20 protein-coding genes are annotated in these 19,433 nt (G+C 63.5%); 4 read left to right on the top strand and 16 right to left on the bottom strand.

The window, feature by feature from the left end:
* The first annotated feature begins 104 nt into the window (after positions 1–104).
* Positions 105–401, top strand: a complete 297-nt coding sequence (gene rpmB, locus AAFN84_RS23630; RefSeq protein WP_347517172.1) for a 50S ribosomal protein L28 — start codon at positions 105–107, stop codon at positions 399–401.
* A gap of 73 nt (positions 402–474) precedes the next feature.
* The gene (locus AAFN84_RS23635) at positions 475–1,095 is read left to right on the top strand and encodes a VUT family protein (protein ID WP_347517173.1); all 621 of its coding nucleotides are present in this window, start codon (positions 475–477) and stop codon (positions 1,093–1,095) included.
* A gap of 11 nt (positions 1,096–1,106) precedes the next feature.
* Here the strand turns inward: AAFN84_RS23635 and AAFN84_RS23640 are convergent, their stop codons facing one another.
* From AAFN84_RS23640 to argH, 4 genes are all read right to left on the bottom strand, one after another.
* On the bottom strand, positions 1,107–3,665 hold the full coding sequence (locus AAFN84_RS23640; protein WP_347517174.1) for a TIGR02302 family protein: 2,559 nt from the start codon (positions 3,663–3,665) through the stop codon (positions 1,107–1,109).
* Positions 3,666–3,768: 103 nt separating this feature from the next.
* On the bottom strand, positions 3,769–5,034 hold the full coding sequence (lysA, locus tag AAFN84_RS23645; RefSeq protein WP_347517175.1) for a diaminopimelate decarboxylase: 1,266 nt from the start codon (positions 5,032–5,034) through the stop codon (positions 3,769–3,771).
* Positions 5,035–5,045: 11 nt separating this feature from the next.
* Positions 5,046–5,258, bottom strand: a complete 213-nt coding sequence (locus tag AAFN84_RS23650; protein WP_347517176.1) for a hypothetical protein — start codon at positions 5,256–5,258, stop codon at positions 5,046–5,048.
* Positions 5,259–5,309: 51 nt separating this feature from the next.
* Positions 5,310–6,713: an argininosuccinate lyase gene (argH, locus tag AAFN84_RS23655; RefSeq protein WP_347517177.1), complete on the bottom strand. Its 1,404-nt coding sequence runs from the start codon at positions 6,711–6,713 to the stop codon at positions 5,310–5,312.
* A 38-nt stretch (positions 6,714–6,751) separates the two neighbouring features.
* On the opposite strand from argH, the gene AAFN84_RS23660 reads away from it, so the two are divergent.
* A complete protein-coding gene (locus AAFN84_RS23660; protein WP_347517178.1) occupies positions 6,752–7,420 on the top strand; it encodes a TlpA disulfide reductase family protein in 669 nt (222 codons plus the stop codon).
* Positions 7,421–7,425: 5 nt separating this feature from the next.
* Here the strand turns inward: AAFN84_RS23660 and AAFN84_RS23665 are convergent, their stop codons facing one another.
* The 5 genes from AAFN84_RS23665 to AAFN84_RS23685 all read right to left on the bottom strand — a co-directional run bounded on the left by AAFN84_RS23665 (position 7,426) and on the right by AAFN84_RS23685 (position 12,770).
* A complete protein-coding gene (locus tag AAFN84_RS23665; protein ID WP_347517179.1) occupies positions 7,426–8,751 on the bottom strand; it encodes a branched-chain amino acid ABC transporter permease in 1,326 nt (441 codons plus the stop codon).
* On the bottom strand, positions 8,748–9,752 hold the full coding sequence (locus AAFN84_RS23670) for a branched-chain amino acid ABC transporter permease (protein WP_347517181.1): 1,005 nt from the start codon (positions 9,750–9,752) through the stop codon (positions 8,748–8,750). Before AAFN84_RS23670 ends, AAFN84_RS23665 begins: the two co-directional genes overlap by 4 nt.
* A 4-nt stretch (positions 9,753–9,756) precedes the next feature.
* Positions 9,757–10,461 (bottom strand): ABC transporter ATP-binding protein, encoded by a 705-nt coding sequence (locus tag AAFN84_RS23675; protein WP_347517182.1) that lies wholly within the window; start codon positions 10,459–10,461, stop codon positions 9,757–9,759.
* Positions 10,458–11,255, bottom strand: a complete 798-nt coding sequence (locus tag AAFN84_RS23680) for an ABC transporter ATP-binding protein (protein ID WP_347517183.1) — start codon at positions 11,253–11,255, stop codon at positions 10,458–10,460. Before AAFN84_RS23680 ends, AAFN84_RS23675 begins: the two co-directional genes overlap by 4 nt.
* Positions 11,256–11,567: 312 nt before the next feature.
* Positions 11,568–12,770 (bottom strand): ABC transporter substrate-binding protein, encoded by a 1,203-nt coding sequence (locus AAFN84_RS23685; protein ID WP_347517184.1) that lies wholly within the window; start codon positions 12,768–12,770, stop codon positions 11,568–11,570.
* Positions 12,771–13,059: 289 nt separating this feature from the next.
* On the opposite strand from AAFN84_RS23685, the gene AAFN84_RS23690 reads away from it, so the two are divergent.
* Entirely contained in the window at positions 13,060–13,836 is a 777-nt protein-coding gene (locus AAFN84_RS23690; RefSeq protein WP_347517185.1) for a GGDEF domain-containing protein, read from the top strand.
* A 79-nt stretch (positions 13,837–13,915) separates the two neighbouring features.
* Here the strand turns inward: AAFN84_RS23690 and AAFN84_RS23695 are convergent, their stop codons facing one another.
* The 7 genes from AAFN84_RS23695 to AAFN84_RS23725 all read right to left on the bottom strand — a co-directional run bounded on the left by AAFN84_RS23695 (position 13,916) and on the right by AAFN84_RS23725 (position 19,401).
* On the bottom strand, positions 13,916–14,743 hold the full coding sequence (locus AAFN84_RS23695; protein WP_347517186.1) for an outer membrane beta-barrel protein: 828 nt from the start codon (positions 14,741–14,743) through the stop codon (positions 13,916–13,918).
* A 144-nt stretch (positions 14,744–14,887) separates the two neighbouring features.
* A complete protein-coding gene (locus tag AAFN84_RS23700) occupies positions 14,888–15,769 on the bottom strand; it encodes a 3-hydroxybutyryl-CoA dehydrogenase (RefSeq protein ID WP_347517187.1) in 882 nt (293 codons plus the stop codon).
* Positions 15,770–15,901: 132 nt separating this feature from the next.
* The gene (locus AAFN84_RS23705; RefSeq protein WP_347517188.1) at positions 15,902–16,831 is read right to left on the bottom strand and encodes an electron transfer flavoprotein subunit alpha/FixB family protein; all 930 of its coding nucleotides are present in this window, start codon (positions 16,829–16,831) and stop codon (positions 15,902–15,904) included.
* A 24-nt stretch (positions 16,832–16,855) separates the two neighbouring features.
* A complete protein-coding gene (locus AAFN84_RS23710) occupies positions 16,856–17,602 on the bottom strand; it encodes an electron transfer flavoprotein subunit beta/FixA family protein (protein ID WP_347517189.1) in 747 nt (248 codons plus the stop codon).
* Between the two features lie 206 nt (positions 17,603–17,808).
* The gene (locus AAFN84_RS23715; protein ID WP_347517190.1) at positions 17,809–18,576 is read right to left on the bottom strand and encodes a rhomboid family intramembrane serine protease; all 768 of its coding nucleotides are present in this window, start codon (positions 18,574–18,576) and stop codon (positions 17,809–17,811) included.
* Positions 18,577–18,609: 33 nt separating this feature from the next.
* Positions 18,610–19,191 carry a cob(I)yrinic acid a,c-diamide adenosyltransferase gene (locus AAFN84_RS23720; RefSeq protein ID WP_347517191.1) on the bottom strand — a complete coding sequence of 194 codons (582 nt, stop codon included), beginning with the start codon at positions 19,189–19,191 and terminating at the stop codon, positions 18,610–18,612.
* 18 nt (positions 19,192–19,209) lie between these two features.
* Positions 19,210–19,401, bottom strand: coding sequence for a twin transmembrane helix small protein (locus AAFN84_RS23725; protein ID WP_347517192.1), 192 nt, complete (start codon positions 19,399–19,401; stop codon positions 19,210–19,212).
* Between the last annotated feature and the right edge of the window lie 32 nt (positions 19,402–19,433).

The raw sequence follows: 19,433 nt of genomic DNA on the forward strand, positions 1-19,433 counted from the left end.
GGAACGGCAACTTTTTCCAAGAGGCCGCCTGACACTGCCCGCGCGCCGTTTATTCATGGTGCGGCAGTCCTGTTTGGCCTGGTAACGAAACGAAGGTGCAAGACATGTCCCGTGCGTGTGAACTGACCGGCAAGGCCGTGATGACCGGCAACAATGTGAGCCACGCCAACAACAAGACCCGTCGGCGCTTCCTGCCGAACCTCTGCGACGTGACGTTGCAGTCGGAAGCGCTGGGGCAGAATGTGCGTCTGCGCATTTCCGCCAACGCGTTGCGTTCGGTCGAGCACCGTGGTGGCTTGGACGCCTTCCTGATCAAGGCTGGCGTCTCCGATCTGTCGCAGCGCGCGCGCCTGCTCAAGAAGCAGATCGCCAAGAAGCTCGCCGAGCAGACTGCGGCCTGATCCGCAAGCATTCGCTTTCCGATAGCGGCGGGCGTTTCGTCCGCCGACTGGTTCCATTACCCAGGTTAAAAAAATGTCCCGTACCATTTCGATCTGGCCATTCGTGGCCGCAATGGCGGCTGTCGTTGTCGCCTCCAATTTCCTCGTCCAGTTTCCGTTCGGATATCTCGGCCTCCAGGATCTTCTGACCTGGGGCGCGTTCACCTATCCGCTCGCCTTCCTGGTCAACGATCTCACCAATCGCCGCTACGGCCCCGCCGCCGCCCGCAAGGTCGTGTATGTCGGCTTCGCCATCGCCGTGGTGCTGTCGATCTGGCTTGCCACGCCGCGCATCGCGATCGCCTCAGGCTCCGCCTTCCTCGTCGCGCAGCTTCTCGATGTTTCGATCTTCGACCGGATGCGTGAGCGGGCATGGTGGCAGGCACCACTGATATCGTCCGTCATCGGCGCCATCGTCGACACCGTAATCTTCTTTTCGCTGGCTTTCGCCGCCCGCTTTTCGGCGCTCGACACGGCGTTCGGCCTCGAGGACGGATCGCTCGGTTTTGCAGTGCCGTTCGTTTTCGGCGGTGAGGTGCCGCTCTGGCTGTCGCTCGCGCTCGGCGACTTCGCCGTGAAGATGTTGATATCGGTGGCGATGCTGGCGCCCTACGGCGTGCTTCTGAACATCGTGCGGCCGGTGCGCACCGCGTAAGGCAAGCGCGCTCAGCGCATTTCCAGAAGCCGCTCGAGATAATTTCGCTCGATCTCCGGGCTGAGCGCGTTGCCAAGACGGCGGCGGATTTCCTCAAGGATTTCGCGCGCCCGCTGGACATCGATCTCGTCGGGTACTTCAACCGAATTGCCGAAATCGGGTCCGGTCGTCGCGCGCGGGCGGCCGAGAGGGTCGCGGTCGGAGCTCTGTTGGCGGCCCCCTTCCTGTCCCTGGCCGTCTTCGCCCTGCATCGCCTGCATCATCTGCTGCATCATGTCCTGCGCGCCGCGGCGCAGTGCCTCCAGCGCCTGGCCCTGCTCGCCGACCGCCTGCTCGCCCTGGCCCTCTCCAAGAGCGCCTTCTGCGCGGCCCATGGCTTCGCCTGCATCGCCGAACCCTTCGCCCGGCTCCATCCCCAAGCCCTCCAGCGCCCGGCTCAAGGCTTCGAGGTCCTGCTGGAGCTGGCCCTGGCCCTCCTGCAACTGGCGCAGCGCCTCGGCAAACTCCTCGGGGGTCATCGGTTGGCCCTGGCCCTGCTGGCCCTGACCCGGCTGCTGCTGCCCCTGCTGTTGCTGGCCTTGCTCCATTTGGTCCATGCGGAAAGTTTCGTTCATCAGCTCCTGCTGGCGACGCATCAGTTCGCCGAGCTGGTCCATCTGCTGCCGCATCTCGCTCTGCTGTCCCTGGCCGGGGTTCATCTGCTGCGGATTACCGGCCTGGAGATTGTTCATCATCTCCTGGAGTTGCTGCAGCATTTCCATGGCCTGGTCGCGCTGGCCCGAGCGCGCGAGGTTCTCCAACTGGTCGAGCATGCGGTCCAGGTCGCTTTGGCTGAGTTCCTGCGCGTCCTGCGGCATCTGCATGCTCATATTGGGGTTCTGCTGAGCGCGTTCGGCGAACTCGCGCAGGAAATCGTTCATCGCCTCGCGCAACTCGGCCATCAACTGCTCGAGTTCCTCGTCGCTGGCGCCATTCTCCAGCGCTTGGCGCAAGGCTTCCTGTGCCTGCCGCAGCCGCCGTTCGGCGTCCGTGAGCGCGCCATCCTCGATCGCCAGCGCCATCTCCCAGAGGTAGTCGGCGACTCCGCGCAATTCGTCGTCGTTCTCCGCCATGCGAAGCTTGGTGCGCGCCGTCATGATGCCGAGATAGTGGGACAGCGTGTCGAACGTGTCCTCGGGCCTCATCGTGATCGCATCGATCAGCGCTAGCACATAGGGCTTATCGTTGGCGTCCAGGGCGAGGATGCGCCGCTGTTCCACCAGAGCCCGCGCCAAGGGGTTGGCGAATGGCCTTTCCGGCAGAATGATCGTCTTCGTCTCGCTCGTGGCCGTCTGCTCGGCCGCATCCAGCGCCTCAAGCGTGAGCTCGACGGGCGAGCCGGCCCACGGATGCTCCGTCAGGTCCCGCGAAGTGCGCGCGGCGTTGTCTGGCCCACCGCGGCGCGGCAGAGACAGAGGCATTTCCGGCGCCTCATAGAGCGGGCGGGCATCGGCGTCGACATCGTCCGCCGCTTCAATCACCGCCAGTGCCGAGGATGCGCCATAGTCATCCTCGATCTCGTATGCCAGTTCCAAGGCACCATTGACCGCGCGCTGCGGCTCGCCGCTGAAGCGAATGACCGGCGGATTGTCCGGGATCACGTCGAAGGCCCAACGACGCAGCTCCGTCTCGCCCGAATGCAACATCAGCATGCCATCGCTGGACAGCGTGTCGGCGAACTGGCGCGACTGGCCGCTCTCCGGCGTCGACGACGCTTCCGTGCTTCCGTCCTCAGGCATCCCCACAGGCGACTGCTCGCCGGACCCCGCATCCAGGAACGACAGTGTTTCGGCACCGGTACCGCCGGCAACGCGGACGGCGATCGAGCTGCCCGCGGGCACGCTGAACACCGGAGCCTCATCGGCCTCCCCGGTCTGGGCGGTGAGAAAGAGAGGAGCTCGGCCGGTATAGGCCGGGGGCGTCACCCAGGCATCGATACGGGCGGGAATCGTGTCGGCGCCGGCATGGCTGCGGAAGGCATCAAGTGGCCGGCCGCCGAGCGGCCCGAACGAAAAGGCAAAGGCGACGACGAGCAGAAGCGCGGCAACGGCGCGAAGCCCCCAAGGGTCGCGCTCGGGGACGCGCGCGCGCGGCATGTCGCCGGAAAGCCGGTCGAGCCGTGCGGCCATGCGCTTCTGGTGTTCGCTCCACAATGCCCGCGCAAACGGATCCTGCGATGTCGAGGAAAGCGTGTCGGCCTGAGTACGTACCGGCGCATGTTCGAGGCGGTTTGCGCGTTCTATGCGCCGGTCGATCTCCGATGCCGTTGGCGAGCGAAAGCGCAGCAACGGGTAGAGGCTTGCGAGGAAGCCGATAACCAGAAAGGCGAGAAGCGCCATCCGGGCCCAGTCGGGCAGCACGCGGAAGACACCGAGCCAGGACAGGCTGAAATACAGACTGACGACAATGACGATAGGAAGGACTAGGGGCCACAGCCGCTCCGTGACAATCGCGGCGCGGACCGTCGAACGGGTCCGTCCGAGCCGTGCCAGGAATCCGGGCTGGAACTGGTTGCTGCCGTTCTCCGCCATAACGTCCTTTCGCGGAATCGCGCCAAGTCACCAGCTGAAGGATAGCATCAATCGCGGCGAAGGCGAGGCGGGCAACAAATCGTGATGGAAGGCAACGCTGCCTTCAAAGCCAGTCGGGGACCGAGTCCATTCCGATAAGGTCGTCATAGGTGGGGCGGGGGCGGACCACGTGGAACCGATCACCGCTCACCATGACCTCCGGCACGAGGAGGCGGGTGTTGTAGGTGCCGGCCTGAACCGCGCCATAGGCGCCGGCTGTGCCGACATAGATCATGTCGCCCGATGCAAGCACCGGCAGGTCGCGGTCATGGCCGAGGAAGTCGCCGCTTTCGCAGACCGGTCCGACCACGTCCACAATCATGCGCGGCGCGTCCGGAGACGGCTCCCGGACAGGGCGGATTTCATGGAAGGCATCGTACAGGGTCGGCCGCACGAGGTCGTTCATCGCGGCGTCGACGATGAGGAAGTTCTTGGCATCGCCCTGCTTCACGAAGATGACGCTGGAGACGAGGATGCCAGCATTTCCCGCAATCAGCCGGCCCGGCTCGAAGACGACCTTGAGCCCGAGCGGCTTCAGATGGCGGTTGACGACGCGCGCATAGGCATCGGGCAGCGGCGGTGGCGTGTTGTCCGTGCGATAGGGAATACCAAGCCCACCACCGACGTCGATATGGGATATCGCGTGGCCGTCCGCCTTAAGGGTCGACGTCAGTTCGACCAAGAGCGCGAGGGCGTCGTCGAAAGGCTGCAGCTCGGTGATCTGGCTGCCGATATGCATGTCGATGCCGGTGACCTTCAGACCCGGCAGCGATGCTGCCTTGGCGTAGGCGGTTCGCGCATCTTTCCAGGCGATGCCGAACTTGTCGGCGGCCTTGCCGGTCGAAATCTTCCTGTGCGTCTTTGCATCGACGTCGGGGTTGATGCGGAGCGAAACCGGCGCTGTGTGCCCCCCCGCGACGGCCCGCGCCGACAAAGCTTCGAGTTCTGGCAGCGATTCGACATTGAAGCAGTGAATGCCGGCGGACAGCGCGAAATCCATTTCGCCCATGGTCTTGCCGACGCCTGAGAACAGGATCTTCCCAGGTGCGATGCCGGCGGCAAGGGCGCGGCGGAGTTCGCCTTCCGAGACGACATCTGCGCCGGCGCCGAGATTGCCCAGTGTCCTGATCACAGCCTGGTTGGAATTTGCCTTCATTGCATAGCAGACGAGCGCGTCGAGTTCGCTGAACGCGTCGGCGAAGACGGTGTAGTGGCGCGTGAGCGTCGCCGTCGAATAGCAGTAGAAAGGTGTACCCACGGCATCGGCAATCGCCGGCAGCGGTACGTCCTCGGCGTGAAGCACGCCGTCTCTATACTCGAAATGGTTCAAGGTCGTCGTTCCTAGATCAGGCCGTCGAGGATGAACGGCTTGTCCTCGACCGGAGGCAGTGGCTCGGGCGGGAGAGCCTCGCCATTGTCCTCTGCGTCGTCCCGCGCCTCCAGCGCGGCTTCATAGGGCGTCGACAACGTTCCAGGGCGGCGTCCGCAGGCGGTCATCGCAGTCGCGACCGCGAGAAGCAGCAGGATGGTTCTGATGAGATGTGCCGCGCGCATGGGCCTGTCCGTCACTGTGAGGGTGTGGGTGTCATAGCGAAGTTTTGCCGATCACGCATCCCGTTTGAGACGCTTTCGCCAGTAGCGGATCTGGCGGCGCACTTCCTGTGGCGCCGTCCCACCGTACGAGGCGCGGCTCTTCACCGAGGCGTTGACCGACAGGACATCGAAGATGCTGGCGTCGATGCGCGTGTCGATCGACTGGAGTTCTTCAAGCGACAGCCTTTCGAGCGCCACCTTGCGGCTTTCGGCAAGCGCCACGGCGCGTCCGGTCACGTGGTGTGCCTCGCGGAAAGGGAGCCCCGCTTCGCGCACCAGCCAGTCGGCGAGGTCGGTTGCGGTCGAATAGCCGGAGCCGGCCGCCTTCTTCATGGCGGCCGCGTTGATCTCCATGTCGCTGACCATGCCGGTCATGGCGGCGATCATCAGGTCCAGCGTCTCGGCTGCGTCGAAGACGGCCTCCTTGTCTTCCTGCATGTCCTTGGAATAGGCCAGCGGCAGGCCTTTCATCACGGTCAGCAGCGCGATCAGGTGGCCGTTGACGCGGCCGGTCTTGGCGCGCACCAGTTCGGCGGCGTCGGGGTTCTTCTTCTGCGGCATGATCGACGAGCCGGTAGAGAACTGGTCGGACAGGCGCACGAAGCCGAACTGCGGCGTCGACCAGATGACGATCTCCTCGGCCAGCCGCGACAGGTGCGTGGCGCAGATCGCGGCGGTGGAGAGAAAATCCAGCGCGAAGTCGCGGTCCGAGACGCTGTCGATCGAGTTGCGCGTCGGCTCGCGGAAGCCGAGCGCCTTGGCGGTCATGTGGCGGTCGATCGGAAAGCCGGTGCCGGCCAGCGCGGCGGCGCCCAGCGGAGACTCGTCCAGTCGCTCGATGGCGTCACGCACGCGCGACAGGTCGCGCGCGAACATCTCGACATAGGCCATGCAGTGGTGCCCGAACGTGACCGGCTGTGCGGTCTGCAGGTGCGTGAACCCCGGCATGACGGTTGCGGCGTGCTCCTGCGCCTTGTCGAGGAACGCTTCGATCAGAGCGGCAAGTCCTTGCGCCGATCGCTGCAATTCCTCCTTGACCCACAGGCGGAAGTCGACCGCAACCTGGTCGTTGCGCGAGCGGGCGGTGTGCAAGCGTCCGGCGGTCGGCCCGATGAGGTCGGCCAGCCGTGCCTCGACATTCATGTGAATGTCCTCCAGCTTGGCGGAGAACTCGAACGAGCCGGCTTCGATCTCTGACAGGATCGTGTTCAGCCCGTGAGCGATCTTCTTTTGATCATCGGCCGAAATTATGCCGGTCTCGGCTAGCATCTGCGAATGGGCGATGGAACCACGGATGTCCTGCGCGTAAAGCGCCTTGTCGAAGCCGATCGAGGCGTTGATTGCCTCCATGATCGCGGAGGGACCCGAGGCAAATCGTCCGCCCCACATCTGGTTGCTGGCCTTGGTCTCGCTCATCGTGGTAACGGCCCCCGGAAGACTGACTGGACTGATCGATGGCAAACGGAAAGTTCCACCTGCCCACTGGACGGCTGATCGCGCTGGCGATCGTGGCCGGCATGAGTGCCGGCGCGTTGGGCGTATACGTGATGGGTGCCCCATCTGGCAACAATTTGCAGGTCGCCTCGGTGGCCGAGCCTGCCGGCAACACGTGTCCCGCGCGCGACGAGAAGACCGCCTCGGTGGATGCCGCCGCGCGCGGCGAGGTGGCGGCGATGCTTGCCGCCAAGCCGCCGCTGTCGATGAAGGAGCTTGCCTTCAACGCCCCGGACGGCACGCCGATGACTGTGGCGGACCTGTCGGGCAAGACTTTGCTGATCAATTTATGGGCGACCTGGTGCGCCCCGTGCCGCCACGAAATGCCGGCGCTCGACCAGCTTCAGCAGGACATGGGTAGCGAGGACTTCGAGGTCGTGGCCGTCAATGTCGATACGGGCGACGACGAGAAGCCCAAGGCATTCCTCGACGAGATCGAGGTCGACGCGCTGGGCTATTATCGAGATTCCACGCTTGGCCTGTTCAACGACCTCAAGCGGCGCGGGCTTGCCTTCGGCCTGCCGGTCACGCTGCTGGTCGACGACGAAGGCTGCCTGCTCGCCCACATGAACGGTCCGGCCGAATGGGCAAGCGACGATGCCAAAAGGCTGATCGAAGCGGCGATGTAGCTTGCCTACCCCTTCCTTCGTTGCGTCGCGGTTTGTTCGGGGATCAATCCGCGCGGGGCGAAACGCATTACGAGGAGGAGAATCAGGCCCATCATGAGCGGCCGCATGTAAGGGGCCGCGTCGGTCAGGTGCATGCGTACCGGGTGGCTGGGCGCCATGCCGGAGGTGAGCACGGACATGACCCAGCCGCCGACGGGCTCAGCCTCGACCCAGAGGAACCAGATCAGGAAACCGCCGAGAACCGCGCCCCAGTTGTTGCCTGAGCCACCGACGATCACCATCACCCAGATAAGGAACGTGAAGCGCAGCGGGTTGTACTGGCCGGGCGTGAATTGTCCGTCCAGCGTGGTCAGCATCGCCCCGGCAATGCCGACCACCGCCGAGCCGAGTATGAATATCTGCAGGTGCCGGCCGGTGACGTCCTTGCCCATGGCTTCGGCGGCATCGCGATTGTCGCGGATTGCCCGCATCATGCGGCCCCAGGGCGAATTCAACGCCCGTTCGGCCAGCCACATCAGGATGACCAGCACGATGGCGAACAGGACGGCGTATGAGAAGCGGACATAGATCGACGAGAAGACCACGGGCGACATGCCGAGCCTCGTCGACAGGTCGATGAACCACTCCGCCTGCTGCAGGTTGACCTCGTAGGGTACGGGGCGTGGCAGGCCCGAGACGTTCTTGACGCCGCGCGCCAGCCAGTCCTCGTTGCGCAGGACGGCGATGATGATCTCCGAAATGCCGAGCGTGGCGATGGCGAGGTAGTCGGCGCGCAGTCCGAGCGCGATCTTGCCGACCAGCCATGCCGCGCCCGCGGCGAAGATGCCGCCGACAAGCCAGGACAGGATGACCGGGAGACCCAGGCCGCCGAGATAGCCGGTGCGCGCCGCGTCATAGCCTTCGATCGCGGCAACGGCGGGATCGTAGAAGCGGCGGATCACGAAATAGCCGATCACCGCCACGACGATGGTGGCCACGAGGCGCCATCTGCCGCTGGTCCTGGAGCGCACGAAAATTGCGGCGGCGACCGTGACGACCAGCGCCAGCAGCGACAGCGCCATGCCGACCCCGCCGGCTTCCCAGGCTCCCGCGACTGGCGGCATGGAGACGAGCACGCCCGCAAGGCCGCCAAGTGCGGCGAAGCCCATGATGCCGACGTTGAAGAGGCCGGCATAGCCCCACTGCATGTTTACCCCGAGCGCCATGATCGCCGAGATCAGGCACAGGTTCAGGATGGTGAGGCTCAGCGCCCAGCTCTGGTAGACGCCGACGATGACCAGCAGGATCGCCATGGCGGAATACAGCAGGATGATGCGTTGGGTGTTGCTCACAGCACACGCCCCCTGAAGATACCTGTCGGCCTAACCAGAAGCACCAGGACGAGAATGACGAACGAAATGGCGAATTTGTATTCGGTCGACAGCAGTTGCACGAGGCTGTCGGGCGCAAAGCCGAGATATTCGAGCACGCGCTTGTAGGCGTAGGTCAAGGTCACCTCGGAGAAAGCGATCACGAAGCCGCCGGCAATCGCGCCAAGCGGTTGGCCGATGCCGCCGACGATCGCAGCGGCAAAGATCGGCAGCAGCAACTGGAAATAGGTGAACGGCCGAAAGCTCTTGTCGAGGCCATACAGAACGCCGGCGATGGTCGCGAGCGCGGCAGCGATGATCCATGTCACCCGCACCACCCGTTCCGGGTTGATGCCGGACAGCAGCGCCAGATCCTCGTTGTCGGAATAGGCGCGCATCGCCTTGCCGGTGCGTGAATACTGCAGGAACCAGAACAGCGCTGCCACCACGATGACGGCGACGACGACGGTTATGGCCACGGGCAGGCGGATCACCAGGCCCTCGGCAAGGCCGGTATATTCGCGAAAGCCGCGCACGGTGACGAGGAAGCGTTCGCCGTCGGCGAAGCGCTGTTCGTCGGGGCCGATGATCAGGCGGACGACGCCGTTCAAAACGAACATCACGCCCACCGACGCCATGACGAAGACGATGCCGGGCGATCGCTGCTTTCGGTAGAAGCGGTAGACGAGGCGGTCGATCAAGAGCGACATGCCAATCGCGCCCAGAATGCCAATTGGCAATGCCAGAAGCGCCGTCGGCAGGGGGCCGAAACTGACGCCGACGCTCATCAGCCACCAGGTGACGAGAATGGTCAGCATCGTTCCGAAGGCCATCAGGTCGCCATGGGCGAAGTTGGAGAACCGCAGGATACCGAAGACAAGTGTGACACCAAGCGCACCCAGCGCGAGCTGCGCGCCATAGGCGAGCCCCGGCACGAAGACGAAATTGGCAAAGACGACGATTGCGTTGAGGAAATCTGTCATCGTTTCATCCTCCCAGGAAGGAGGCGCGGACTTCCGGATTGGCGAGCAACGCCTCTCCGGTGTCGGTGAACGCGTTGCGACCCTGGACCAGCACATAGCCGCGATCGGCTATCGCCAGCGCCTGGCGCGCATTCTGCTCGACCATCAGGATCGCGATGCCGGTGGAAGCCACCTCGAGAATGCGGTCGAACAGTTCGTCCATCACGATAGGCGAGACGCCGGCCGTGGGCTCGTCGAGCATCAGCACCGACGGCCTGGTCATCAGCGCCCTGCCGACGGCCACCTGCTGGCGCTGCCCGCCCGAGAGTTCGCCGGCCGCCTGGCGGCGCTTTTCCTTGAGGATGGGGAACAGGTCGAACACCTGCGCCATCGTGTCAGAGAAGTCGTCGTCGCGGATATAGGCGCCCATCTCCAGGTTCTCCTGGACGCTCATCGTGACGAAGACGTTCGATGACTGCGGAACGAAGCCCATGCCAGCCCTGACCCGGTCCTGCGGGGATAGGGCAGTGATGTCGCGTTCACCGAGCATGATCTGCCCCTCGCGCAGGGCAAGCATGCCGAAGATGGCCTTCATCGCCGTCGACTTGCCGGCGCCATTGGGCCCGACGATGACCGCGATCTCGCCCTTCTCGACGGCTATCGTGCAGTCGTGAAGAATATCGGCGCCACCATAGCCGCCGGTCATCGACTGGCCGGTCAGGAAGCTCATGCGTCGGCTCCCTTTCTGGCGCGCGCAGGGCGGTTCTTCAGCCCGCGGCCGAGATAAGCCTCGATGACGTGTTCGTTGGCCTTGACTTGGTCGGCGGTGCCCTTGGTCAGCACCTTGCCTTCGGCCATGACGATGACCGGGTCGCACAGGCGGCCGATGAAATCCATGTCGTGCTCGATCATGCAGAACGTATAGCCGCGCTCGCGGTTGAGGCGCAGGATGGCGTCACCCAGCGTGTTGAGCAGCGTGCGGTTGACGCCAGCACCGACCTCGTCGAGGAAGACGATCCTGGCGTCGACCATCATGGTGCGGCCAAGCTCGAGAAGCTTCTTCTGCCCGCCGGAAAGATTGCCCGCGAGTTCGTCAGCCACATGAGAAATCTCAAGGAATTCGATCACTTCGTCGGCCTTGGCGCGCACCTCTTCCTCGCGTTCGCGCACTTTCGTGGGGCGAATCCAGACGTCGACCAGGCTTTCGCCCGGTTGGCTGTCGGGAACCATCATCAGGTTTTCCCTGACTGTCAGCGTCGAGAATTCATGCGCGATCTGGAAGGTTCGCAGCAGGCCCTTGTGAAACAGCTCGTGCGGCGAAAGGCCGGTGATGTCCTCGTCGCCAAGCCACACCTCGCCCGAAGTCGGCTTGTAGTGGCCTGCCACCACGTTGAACAAGGTGGTCTTTCCCGCGCCGTTCGGACCGATCAAGCCGGTGATCGACCCCTTGGCGATCTCAATGCTCGCGCCATCAACCGCCTTGAGGCCGCCGAAATGCATATGCAGATCGTCTACCCGGATCATTCGGTTCCCCTTGAGCCGTTTTCAGCCCGTTGTTGTCGTTCGTCGTGAAGCGCCGGCGTTCTGCCCCTGAATGCAATGAAATTGCAAGGAAACAGAGGGAGTTTCTGCGTCTTTTGCGCATTATTTCCGCGGCAATGCGCCGTATTCCGCAAGGGAAATGACCATTTGTGCGCTCACTGCATCGCGTGGCGTGACCTCGTGCCGGATCCTTCACCCGCTTCCGGCGGCGTCTCCCACAACGTCGCGCCGGTCGCCTTAAATGTCCTGACGGCCCGCCGCATCAGCGCCGGACCGTCCGATTTGCGGCCGTTCCTAGCGGAACTGCACCGTCTTGTATTCGCCGTTCTCGACGATGTACTCGCGATAGGTGCCGGCTGCTTCACCGGGGCCGATCAGCTCGACATTGGTCGCGCCGACATAGTCGACATCGCCGCCGTCCTTGAGGATCTGAAGGCCCTTGGCCAGTTCGCCCGGAAGAATCTTTTCTCCCGGAGCGTTGGCGACGTCGAGCATCGCGTCGCGAATGCCGGTGCGGTCGGTGGAACCGGACTTCTGCATCGCAAGCGCTATGAGCGCTGCCGCGTCATAGCTCTCACGGCGGAAGGAACCATCGGGATCGACGCCAGCAGCTTCAGCCGCCGCAACGAACGCATCGGCGCCTTCGCCTTCGGACCACGGCACTGAGCCGATCGTGCCTTCGAGGCCATCGCCGATCGCTTCGATCAGGCTCTGGGCGAACATGCCGTCGCCGAGGGCGAAACGATCGAACGCTCCGGTGTCGACCGCGCCGCGGATGATGCCCACGCCGCCCTGATCAGCGTAGCCGAGAACAACGAGCAAGTCGCCGCCGGCCGATGCCAGTGCGCCGACTTCCGCCGAATAGTCGCCCTTGCCGTCGTCATGCGGAGAACTGATCGTGACAGTGCCGCCCTGTTCCTCGAACGCCGCGATGAAGGCGTCGGAGAGGCCCTTGCCATAGTCGTTGTTGGTGTAGGTGACCGCGACGTTGGAGATGTCGTTCGATTCGAGGATGGCGGCAAGCACTTCGCCCTGGCGCGCGTCTGACGGCGCGGTGCGGAAGAAGTAGTCGTTGTCCTCGATGTCGGTCAGCGCCGGGGTGGTGGCGGATGGCGAAACCATCACGACACCGTTGGGAACGGCCACCGAGTTGGCGATCGAGATCGTCACGCCGGAACAGTCCGCGCCCATGATGGCGACGATGTTCTCGGATGTGACCAAACGTTCGGCGGCGGCATTGGCGGCCGCTGAATCGATGCAGGTGGAGTCTGCGCGCACGCCAGCCAGCGTCTCCCCGTCGAGGAAGAGCCCGCTTTCATTGACTTCCGTCAGCGCGAGTTCAGCGCTGTCGGCCATGCCGGGTGTCAGCGATTCGATCGGGCCGGTATAGCCCAGGATGATGCCGATCTTGACTTCCTGCGCGCTGGCGGCCGACGCCGCCATGAACGCTGCGCCCGCGACGGACGCGGCGAGAATCTTACCGAGTGTTGACGACATAAGAGAAACCTCCTCTTTGACACTGTCCCTGAGATTGTCTTTTTCCGCCCGTGACCTCTCTGGCCCCGGATTGGCAGCGATACTGTTGAACCGCCGTCGCTTTGTAAAGCCAGCGGAGCCCAAACGCCCATAACAAAAGAGATTTTTGACTAACGCGTGAAGTAAAGCCACGCTGTCGCAACGCTATCGAGCCGGCTAACCCGATGTTCATGACTTGAGTACAAGATGGTCGATGGAAATTGCGAGCGGATGGGGAGATCGCCCGCGCATGCCGGATCATCGTCGTCCCATGTCAAAGCGCGGTCGCCTCAAGATGGCGGCCTGGACGCTGTTCGGGACCTTGGGATGCCTTTGCGTCTCCCTGACCTACAACTGGATCGCGTTCCGGGACATGGCGCCAGAGGCCATGCGACAAGGATTGATCAGCGCCACGGTGCTGCCGATCCTCCTGGCCACGCCGTTGTTTTTCTACCTGACGCTCAAGCTGCGTGAGCTGGCGATCGTCAACCATCGACTCAACGATCTCGCATCGCATGACAGCCTGACCGGCTGCCTCAACCGTCGCGCGTTCACGACACTGGTCGAGCGCCGTCTCGCCGAAGACATGCTCGGCAAGGGCTCCAAGGGTGGAGCATTGCTGGTTGCGGATGCGGATCATTTCAAATCCATCAACGATCGGTTCGGCCATCACCAGGGCGACCAGGCACTGAAGGCCATCGGCGACGCAATTCGGTCCGTATTGAGAAGCAGCGACGTTGTGGGGCGCCTGGGAGGCGAAGAATTCGGCATTCACCTACCCGGCGCGGATTGGGCGACAGCACGGATGGTCGGCGAACGCGTGCGGGTGGCGGTGTCGCGGGCAGGGCTTCCGGTTGGGGACCTGGAGCATCGGCTGTCCGTCAGCGTCGGGTGCGTCGTCTACAGCGGACAAACGTCGTTCCGCGAACTCTTCTGCGCCGCCGACCAACGTCTCTACGCAGCCAAGCATCATGGCCGCGACCGTGTCGAAATTGCTGCCGCGCCCAGCCTGGCGCCCGAACTCGGCGATCTGATCGACGCCAACTGAACAACCAACGAACCCAATTCGACCCAAAGAAAAAGGCCGGGGCGAGCCCGGCCTTGATGTCGCTTCAGGTCTGCAACCGTCAGAAACGGTAAGAGATCTTTGCCGAGATCGTGTGGAAATCGAAGTCATCGTCGGAGCCGCGCGAATCGGTCGAGTTCGCGCCGCCGGTGCCGAACGCGTTGCCCGCACCGGTACCCGCGGCACCGCTCAGATTGACGTTGAAATCGTTGCCGCCGAGGTTGGTGTAGAGGTATTCGAGGCCGAAGGAGATGTTCGAGGTCACCTTGGTCTCAAGACCGGCACCCACGGTATAACCCCAGTCGCTGTCCTGGCCGCCCGAAACGACGAAGGCTGCAGGCGTATTCGTCAGGAAACGTGTCTCGACGTCGCCATAGGCGAGGCCGCCGGTTGCGTAGGCAAGCATGGTATCGCTGAATGCATAGCCGATACGACCGCGCAACGTTGCGAGGTAGTCCAGCTCGCGCTCGACCGTGTAGAAGGCCGGCGTGGCGGAGAAGCCCGTCTGCTGGTCGGTCAGATCGGCGAAGTTCAGGTCTGCGAGGACACCGTAGACGAGATTGCCTGCCTGCCAGTCATAGCCGATATGGACGCCGCCGATGAAGCCATCCTCGAAGTCGCCCGTGAAGCCGCCTGCCGCCGGGTTGACCGCCGGATCGAAGGCCGGGAGATAGTCGCCGAATTCGCCGTCGCGATTGCGATCGAGCACGTACAGGCCGGTGGAGCCGAAGCCGTAGCCGATCTGGCCGCCGAGATACAAACCGGCCCAACCATCAGCAGGCATCGCCTGCATGGGGGCAGCCGGCGTAGGCTCCATATAGGTAACGTCGGCAGCCATCGCGGTGCCGGCGGTCAGTGTTGCCGCAAGGGCGACGAGAATGCGTTTCATGAAATTCCCTCCAATTGGAACGGTGCAGGAACGGGGAGTGTGGAGGAAAGTTTCGCAACCGGAGATAAACTTTGACGTGATAAACACACTTTGGGCGAGACATTGGCAGAAATGTCACAGCACCAAGGCGCACCGTCCTGGTAATTATCGCGTCGGAACGGGGTGCTCGCCACGATAGTCGTAGAAACCGCGGCCGGTCTTGCGGCCCAGCCAGCCGGCTTCGACATATTTTACCAGAAGCGGGCAGGGGCGATATTTGGTGTCCGACAGTCCGTCATGCAGCACCTGCATGATCGACAGACAGGTATCGAGGCCGATGAAGTCCGCCAGTTGCAGCGGGCCCATTGGATGGTTTGCGCCCAGCTTCATCGCGGTGTCGATCGCTTCGACCGATCCGACACCCTCATACAGCGTGTAGATCGCCTCGTTGATCATCGGCAGCAGGATGCGGTTGACGATGAATGCCGGGAAATCCTCCGCCACGGTGATCGTCTTGTCGAGGCTTTCGACAAAGCTCCGCGCGGTCTCGAAGGTCGTGTCCTCCGTGGCGATGCCGCGCACGAGCTCGACCAGCTTCATCACCGGAACCGGATTCATGAAATGGATGCCGATGAAGCGCTCGGGGCGGTCGGTCTGGGCAGCCAGTCTTGTGATCGAGATCGAGGAGGTGTTGGTGGCGAGCAACGCCTCGGGATTGAGGACGGGGCAAAGCTGGGCGAAGATCTTGCGCTTGACGGTTTCGTCTTCGGTCGCAGCTTCGATGACCAGGTCGGCGCCGGCGAGATCTTGGATCGATGGCGCAGCGGATATCGCCGCGATCGCCTTCTTCCGGGTGTCCTCTTCCATCTTGCCGGAAGAGACCTGCCTGGCCATGTTGCCGTTGATGGTGGCGAGACCCGCCTCGATGCGGTCGGATGAGATATCGTAGAGCTTGACCTTATAGCCCGCCAGCGCTGTCACATGCGCGATGCCGCCGCCCATTTGGCCGGCACCGACAATGCCTACGGTTCCGATCTTGCGAGTCATGACGTTCATCCCGTCGCCGGGGCCGTGCGCGGCCCGTTCTTGTTGCAGCGCAAACTAGAAGGGCGGGATAGCCAATGTCTACCCCACCCCACAAATTACGGCATCACGCCTCAAACACCAACAGGGCCTGTCTTAAAGCGCTTTTTCGAGTTCCGGCAGGATCGTGAACAGGTCACCCACGAGGCCGTAGTCGGCAACCTGGAAGATCGGCGCCTCTTCGTCCTTGTTGATGGCGACGATGACCTTGGAGTCCTTCATGCCGGCCAGATGCTGGATGGCGCCTGAAATGCCCACCGCGATGTAGAGTTCGGGCGCGACCACCTTGCCGGTCTGGCCGACCTGCCAGTCGTTCGGCGCGTAGCCGGCATCCACCGCGGCGCGGGACGCGCCCACGGCAGCACCCAGCTTGTCGGCGACAGGCAGGATGACTTCCTCGAACTTCTCGGCCGACCCGAGCGCGCGACCGCCCGAAATGATGATCTTGGCGGAGGTCAGCTCGGGACGGTCGCTTTCCGAAAGGCGGTTCTCGACGAAGGTCGAAAGGCCCGGATTGGCGGCGGCAGATGCCGGCTCGACCGAAGCCGATCCGCCTTCGCCCGCTGCCTGGAAGGATGCGGTGCGAACCGTGATCACCTTCTTCGCATCGCTCGACTGAACGGTCTGGATGGCGTTGCCGGCGTAGATCGGGCGCTTGAAGGTGTCGGCCGAAACGACCTCGACGATCTCCGAGATCTGCATCACGTCAAGAAGGGCGGCGACGCGCGGCAGCACGTTCTTGCCCATCGTGGTGGCCGGCGCGACGATCGCGTCGTATTTGTCGGCAAGCGACACGACGAGCGCGGCGGTCGGCTCGGCGAGGCGCTGTTCCAGTTCATCGGCCTCGGCCAGCAGCACCTTGCGCGCGCCCTTGAGCTTGGCCGCGGCGTCAGCCGCCGCCTTCGCGCCCTTGCCCGCGACGAGGATGTCGACGTCGGAGCCGATCTGGAGAGCCGCGCTCAGAGCCTTGGCGGTCTGGTCGGAAACGGTAGCGTTGTCGTGTTCGGCAACGAGAAGAATGGCCATTGTGTTAAATCTCCCTTTTCCGACCTAAATCACGCCAGCGGATTTGAGGCTGGAAACCAGCTCGGCGACGTCCTTGACCTTGACGCCGGCCTTGCGGCCGCCAGGCTCCTCGGTCTTGAGGACCTTGAGGCGTGCGGCGACATCGACGCCGTAATCCGCCGGCGACTTCTCGTCGAGCGGCTTCTTCTTGGCTTTCATGATGTTGGGCAGCGACGCATAGCGCGGCTGGTTGAGGCGAAGGTCCGTGGTGATGATCGCCGGCATCGACAGTTCGACCGTCTGCAGGCCGCCATCGACTTCGCGCGTCACCTTTGCCTTGCCGCCGTCGATCTCGAGCTTTGACGCGAACGTGCCCTGGGCCCAGCCGAGCAGGGCAGCCAGCATCTGGCCGGTCTGGTTCGCATCGTCGTCGATCGCCTGCTTGCCGAGGATGACGAGCTCGGGCTTCTCTTCGTCGACGATGCCCTTCAGCAGCTTGGCGACGGTCAGCGGCTCGACGGCTTCGTCGACCTTGACGAGGATGCCGCGGTCAGCGCCCATGGCGAGCGCGGTGCGGATCGTTTCCTGCGCCTGCGCCGGCCCGATGGAAACGGCGATGATCTCTTCGACCTTGCCGGCTTCCTTCAAGCGGATCGCCTCTTCGACGGCGATCTCGTCGAACGGGTTCATCGACATCTTCACGTTGGCCAGTTCGACGCCGGATCCGTCGGATTTGACCCGGATCTTAACGTTGTAGTCGACCACCCGCTTGACCGGAACAAGTACTTTCATGCGCTTGAGACCTTTCTGACGAAGTTTCGGGCTGGCTAGCAGCGCGTCAGGCCGTTCACTTGTCGGAATCCGACATTTCCTGAACCAAACCCAGTGAAAACCGGCGAGCCAGGTAGCGGCGCGCGCCGCGGCTGCATGTGGCTGTAGTCATCCGCCAAGCCAGCGTCAATATCCGGAACCGCCTCAAACCGTTTGAAATTGAACAGTCACCGACGTCCCCACGGCGAGGGCTGCTCCGCCGGAGCCGGCTGTTGTGTGGCCGTAGGCACCTCGGCGGCCTTCGGCGTGACGACTTCGCGATCGAACAACGGCACGCCGCGCCGGCGCAGCAGCAGCACGAGGATGGCGCCGGCGATGATGCCGCCGACATGGGCCGCCCACGACACCTCGTCTTCGCCCATCGCGGCCAGCATGACAAATTGAAACAGCACCCAAAGCGCCAGCAGAATCCACGCGGGCAGGCGGACGGGAACGCGGCCGAGCGCCAGAACCCATATCTTCACGCGCGGATGCAGTATCAGATAGGCTGCAACGATGCCCGCCACCGCCCCCGATGCACCGATGAGAGGCGCCTGTGATGCGGGATCGATGATGCCGTGCAGCCAGGCGCCTGCCGCCGCGCAAGCCAGGTAGAAAAGCAGAAATTTCACATGGCCGAGAGCGTCCTCGACATTGTCCCCGAAGACCCACAGGAACAGCATGTTGCCGCCCAGGTGCCAGAGGTCGCCGTGGAGGAACGCGTAGGTAATGTAGGTGGCGTGGTCCGGCACGAACAGGATTTCGGGCGGGCGCACGATGCCTTCAAACAGTGTGGCGGGGATATAGCCGAGGCCCCACACGGCGGCCTCGGAAAACTGCTCCGTCCCCATCGACGTCAGCGCGAAGACGATGACATTGGCAGCGATCAGGCCGAGCGTGACATATTGCAGGCGTATGTGCCGGAGGCTGTTGGCGTCGTGAAGCGGTATGAACATCTTTTCCCCCGACGCCCGGCAACGGTCGCTGCCCTACCTGTTCTGCCCCGGAACCCATAGCACGTCGCGCTCGCCGTTGTCATTGACGGCGCGTGATGCGACGAACAGGAAGTCGGAGACGCGGTTCATGAACTTGATCGCCTCGGCGCTGACGATTTCGCCGTCCTTCAACGAAAGCTCGACCATCAACCGCTCCGCGCGGCGGGCCACCGTGCGGGCAAGATGAAGCGCCGCGGCAGCGGGCGAGCCGCCGGGCAATACGAAGGACCGCAGGGGCTTGATGTTCTTGTTGACGGCATCGATGTCGGCTTCCAGCCGCTCGACCTGCGCGGCGACGATGCGCAACGGCTCATATCCGAGGTCGGCGCCGGTCTCCGGCGTCGCCAGATCGGCACCAAGGTCGAAAAGATCGTTCTGGATTCGCCCGAGCATGGCGTCGAGTTCGGGATGGCTCTGCGCGGTGTGCAGGCGTGCCATGCCAATGCAGGCATTGGCTTCGTCCACCGTTCCGTAGGAAGATATTCGCAGGTCGAACTTGACCCGCCGCTCGCCCGAGCCCAGCGCCGTCGTGCCATCGTCACCGGTGCGGGTGTAAATCTTGTTGAGAACGACCATGCTTCTCCTCCTTCGATGTCAGCCTCGCGAGACATAGAGCGCGAGCATGATGAACACCAGCGCGATGAACTGAAGAAGGACGCGTGCTTGCATCAGCTTGTTGGATGCATTGCCGGAGCCGCCGCGCAGCATGTTCATCAGGCCGCGCACGAGCACGATCACGACCGCGACCATGAAGAGGATTGCTATGATGTTGAAGACGGTGGACATGTGTGATCTTTCTGAAACGCGGCGATGGCCGC

Origin of the sequence: Mesorhizobium sp. CAU 1741 (assembly GCF_039839275.1) — a bacterium.
Taxonomy (GTDB): Bacteria; Pseudomonadota; Alphaproteobacteria; order Rhizobiales; family Rhizobiaceae; genus Aerobium.

Bases quoted from the DNA above. Each gene is read 5' to 3' on its own strand.
- rpmB (WP_347517172.1), top strand. From the start codon at position 105: ATGTCCCGTGCGTGTGAACTGACCGGCAAGGCCGTGATGACCGGCAAC.
- AAFN84_RS23635 (WP_347517173.1), top strand. From the start codon at position 475: ATGTCCCGTACCATTTCGATCTGGCCATTCGTGGCCGCAATGGCGGCT.
- AAFN84_RS23640 (WP_347517174.1), bottom strand. From the start codon at position 3,665: ATGGCGGAGAACGGCAGCAACCAGTTCCAGCCCGGATTCCTGGCACGG.
- AAFN84_RS23650 (WP_347517176.1), bottom strand. From the start codon at position 5,258: ATGCGCGCGGCACATCTCATCAGAACCATCCTGCTGCTTCTCGCGGTC.
- argH (WP_347517177.1), bottom strand. From the start codon at position 6,713: ATGAGCGAGACCAAGGCCAGCAACCAGATGTGGGGCGGACGATTTGCC.
- AAFN84_RS23660 (WP_347517178.1), top strand. From the start codon at position 6,752: ATGGCAAACGGAAAGTTCCACCTGCCCACTGGACGGCTGATCGCGCTG.
- AAFN84_RS23670 (WP_347517181.1), bottom strand. From the start codon at position 9,752: ATGACAGATTTCCTCAACGCAATCGTCGTCTTTGCCAATTTCGTCTTC.
- AAFN84_RS23675 (WP_347517182.1), bottom strand. From the start codon at position 10,461: ATGAGCTTCCTGACCGGCCAGTCGATGACCGGCGGCTATGGTGGCGCC.
- AAFN84_RS23680 (WP_347517183.1), bottom strand. From the start codon at position 11,255: ATGATCCGGGTAGACGATCTGCATATGCATTTCGGCGGCCTCAAGGCG.
- AAFN84_RS23685 (WP_347517184.1), bottom strand. From the start codon at position 12,770: ATGTCGTCAACACTCGGTAAGATTCTCGCCGCGTCCGTCGCGGGCGCA.
- AAFN84_RS23690 (WP_347517185.1), top strand. From the start codon at position 13,060: ATGTCAAAGCGCGGTCGCCTCAAGATGGCGGCCTGGACGCTGTTCGGG.
- AAFN84_RS23695 (WP_347517186.1), bottom strand. From the start codon at position 14,743: ATGAAACGCATTCTCGTCGCCCTTGCGGCAACACTGACCGCCGGCACC.
- AAFN84_RS23700 (WP_347517187.1), bottom strand. From the start codon at position 15,769: ATGACTCGCAAGATCGGAACCGTAGGCATTGTCGGTGCCGGCCAAATG.
- AAFN84_RS23705 (WP_347517188.1), bottom strand. From the start codon at position 16,831: ATGGCCATTCTTCTCGTTGCCGAACACGACAACGCTACCGTTTCCGAC.
- AAFN84_RS23710 (WP_347517189.1), bottom strand. From the start codon at position 17,602: ATGAAAGTACTTGTTCCGGTCAAGCGGGTGGTCGACTACAACGTTAAG.
- AAFN84_RS23715 (WP_347517190.1), bottom strand. From the start codon at position 18,576: ATGTTCATACCGCTTCACGACGCCAACAGCCTCCGGCACATACGCCTG.
- AAFN84_RS23720 (WP_347517191.1), bottom strand. From the start codon at position 19,191: ATGGTCGTTCTCAACAAGATTTACACCCGCACCGGTGACGATGGCACG.
- AAFN84_RS23725 (WP_347517192.1), bottom strand. From the start codon at position 19,401: ATGTCCACCGTCTTCAACATCATAGCAATCCTCTTCATGGTCGCGGTC.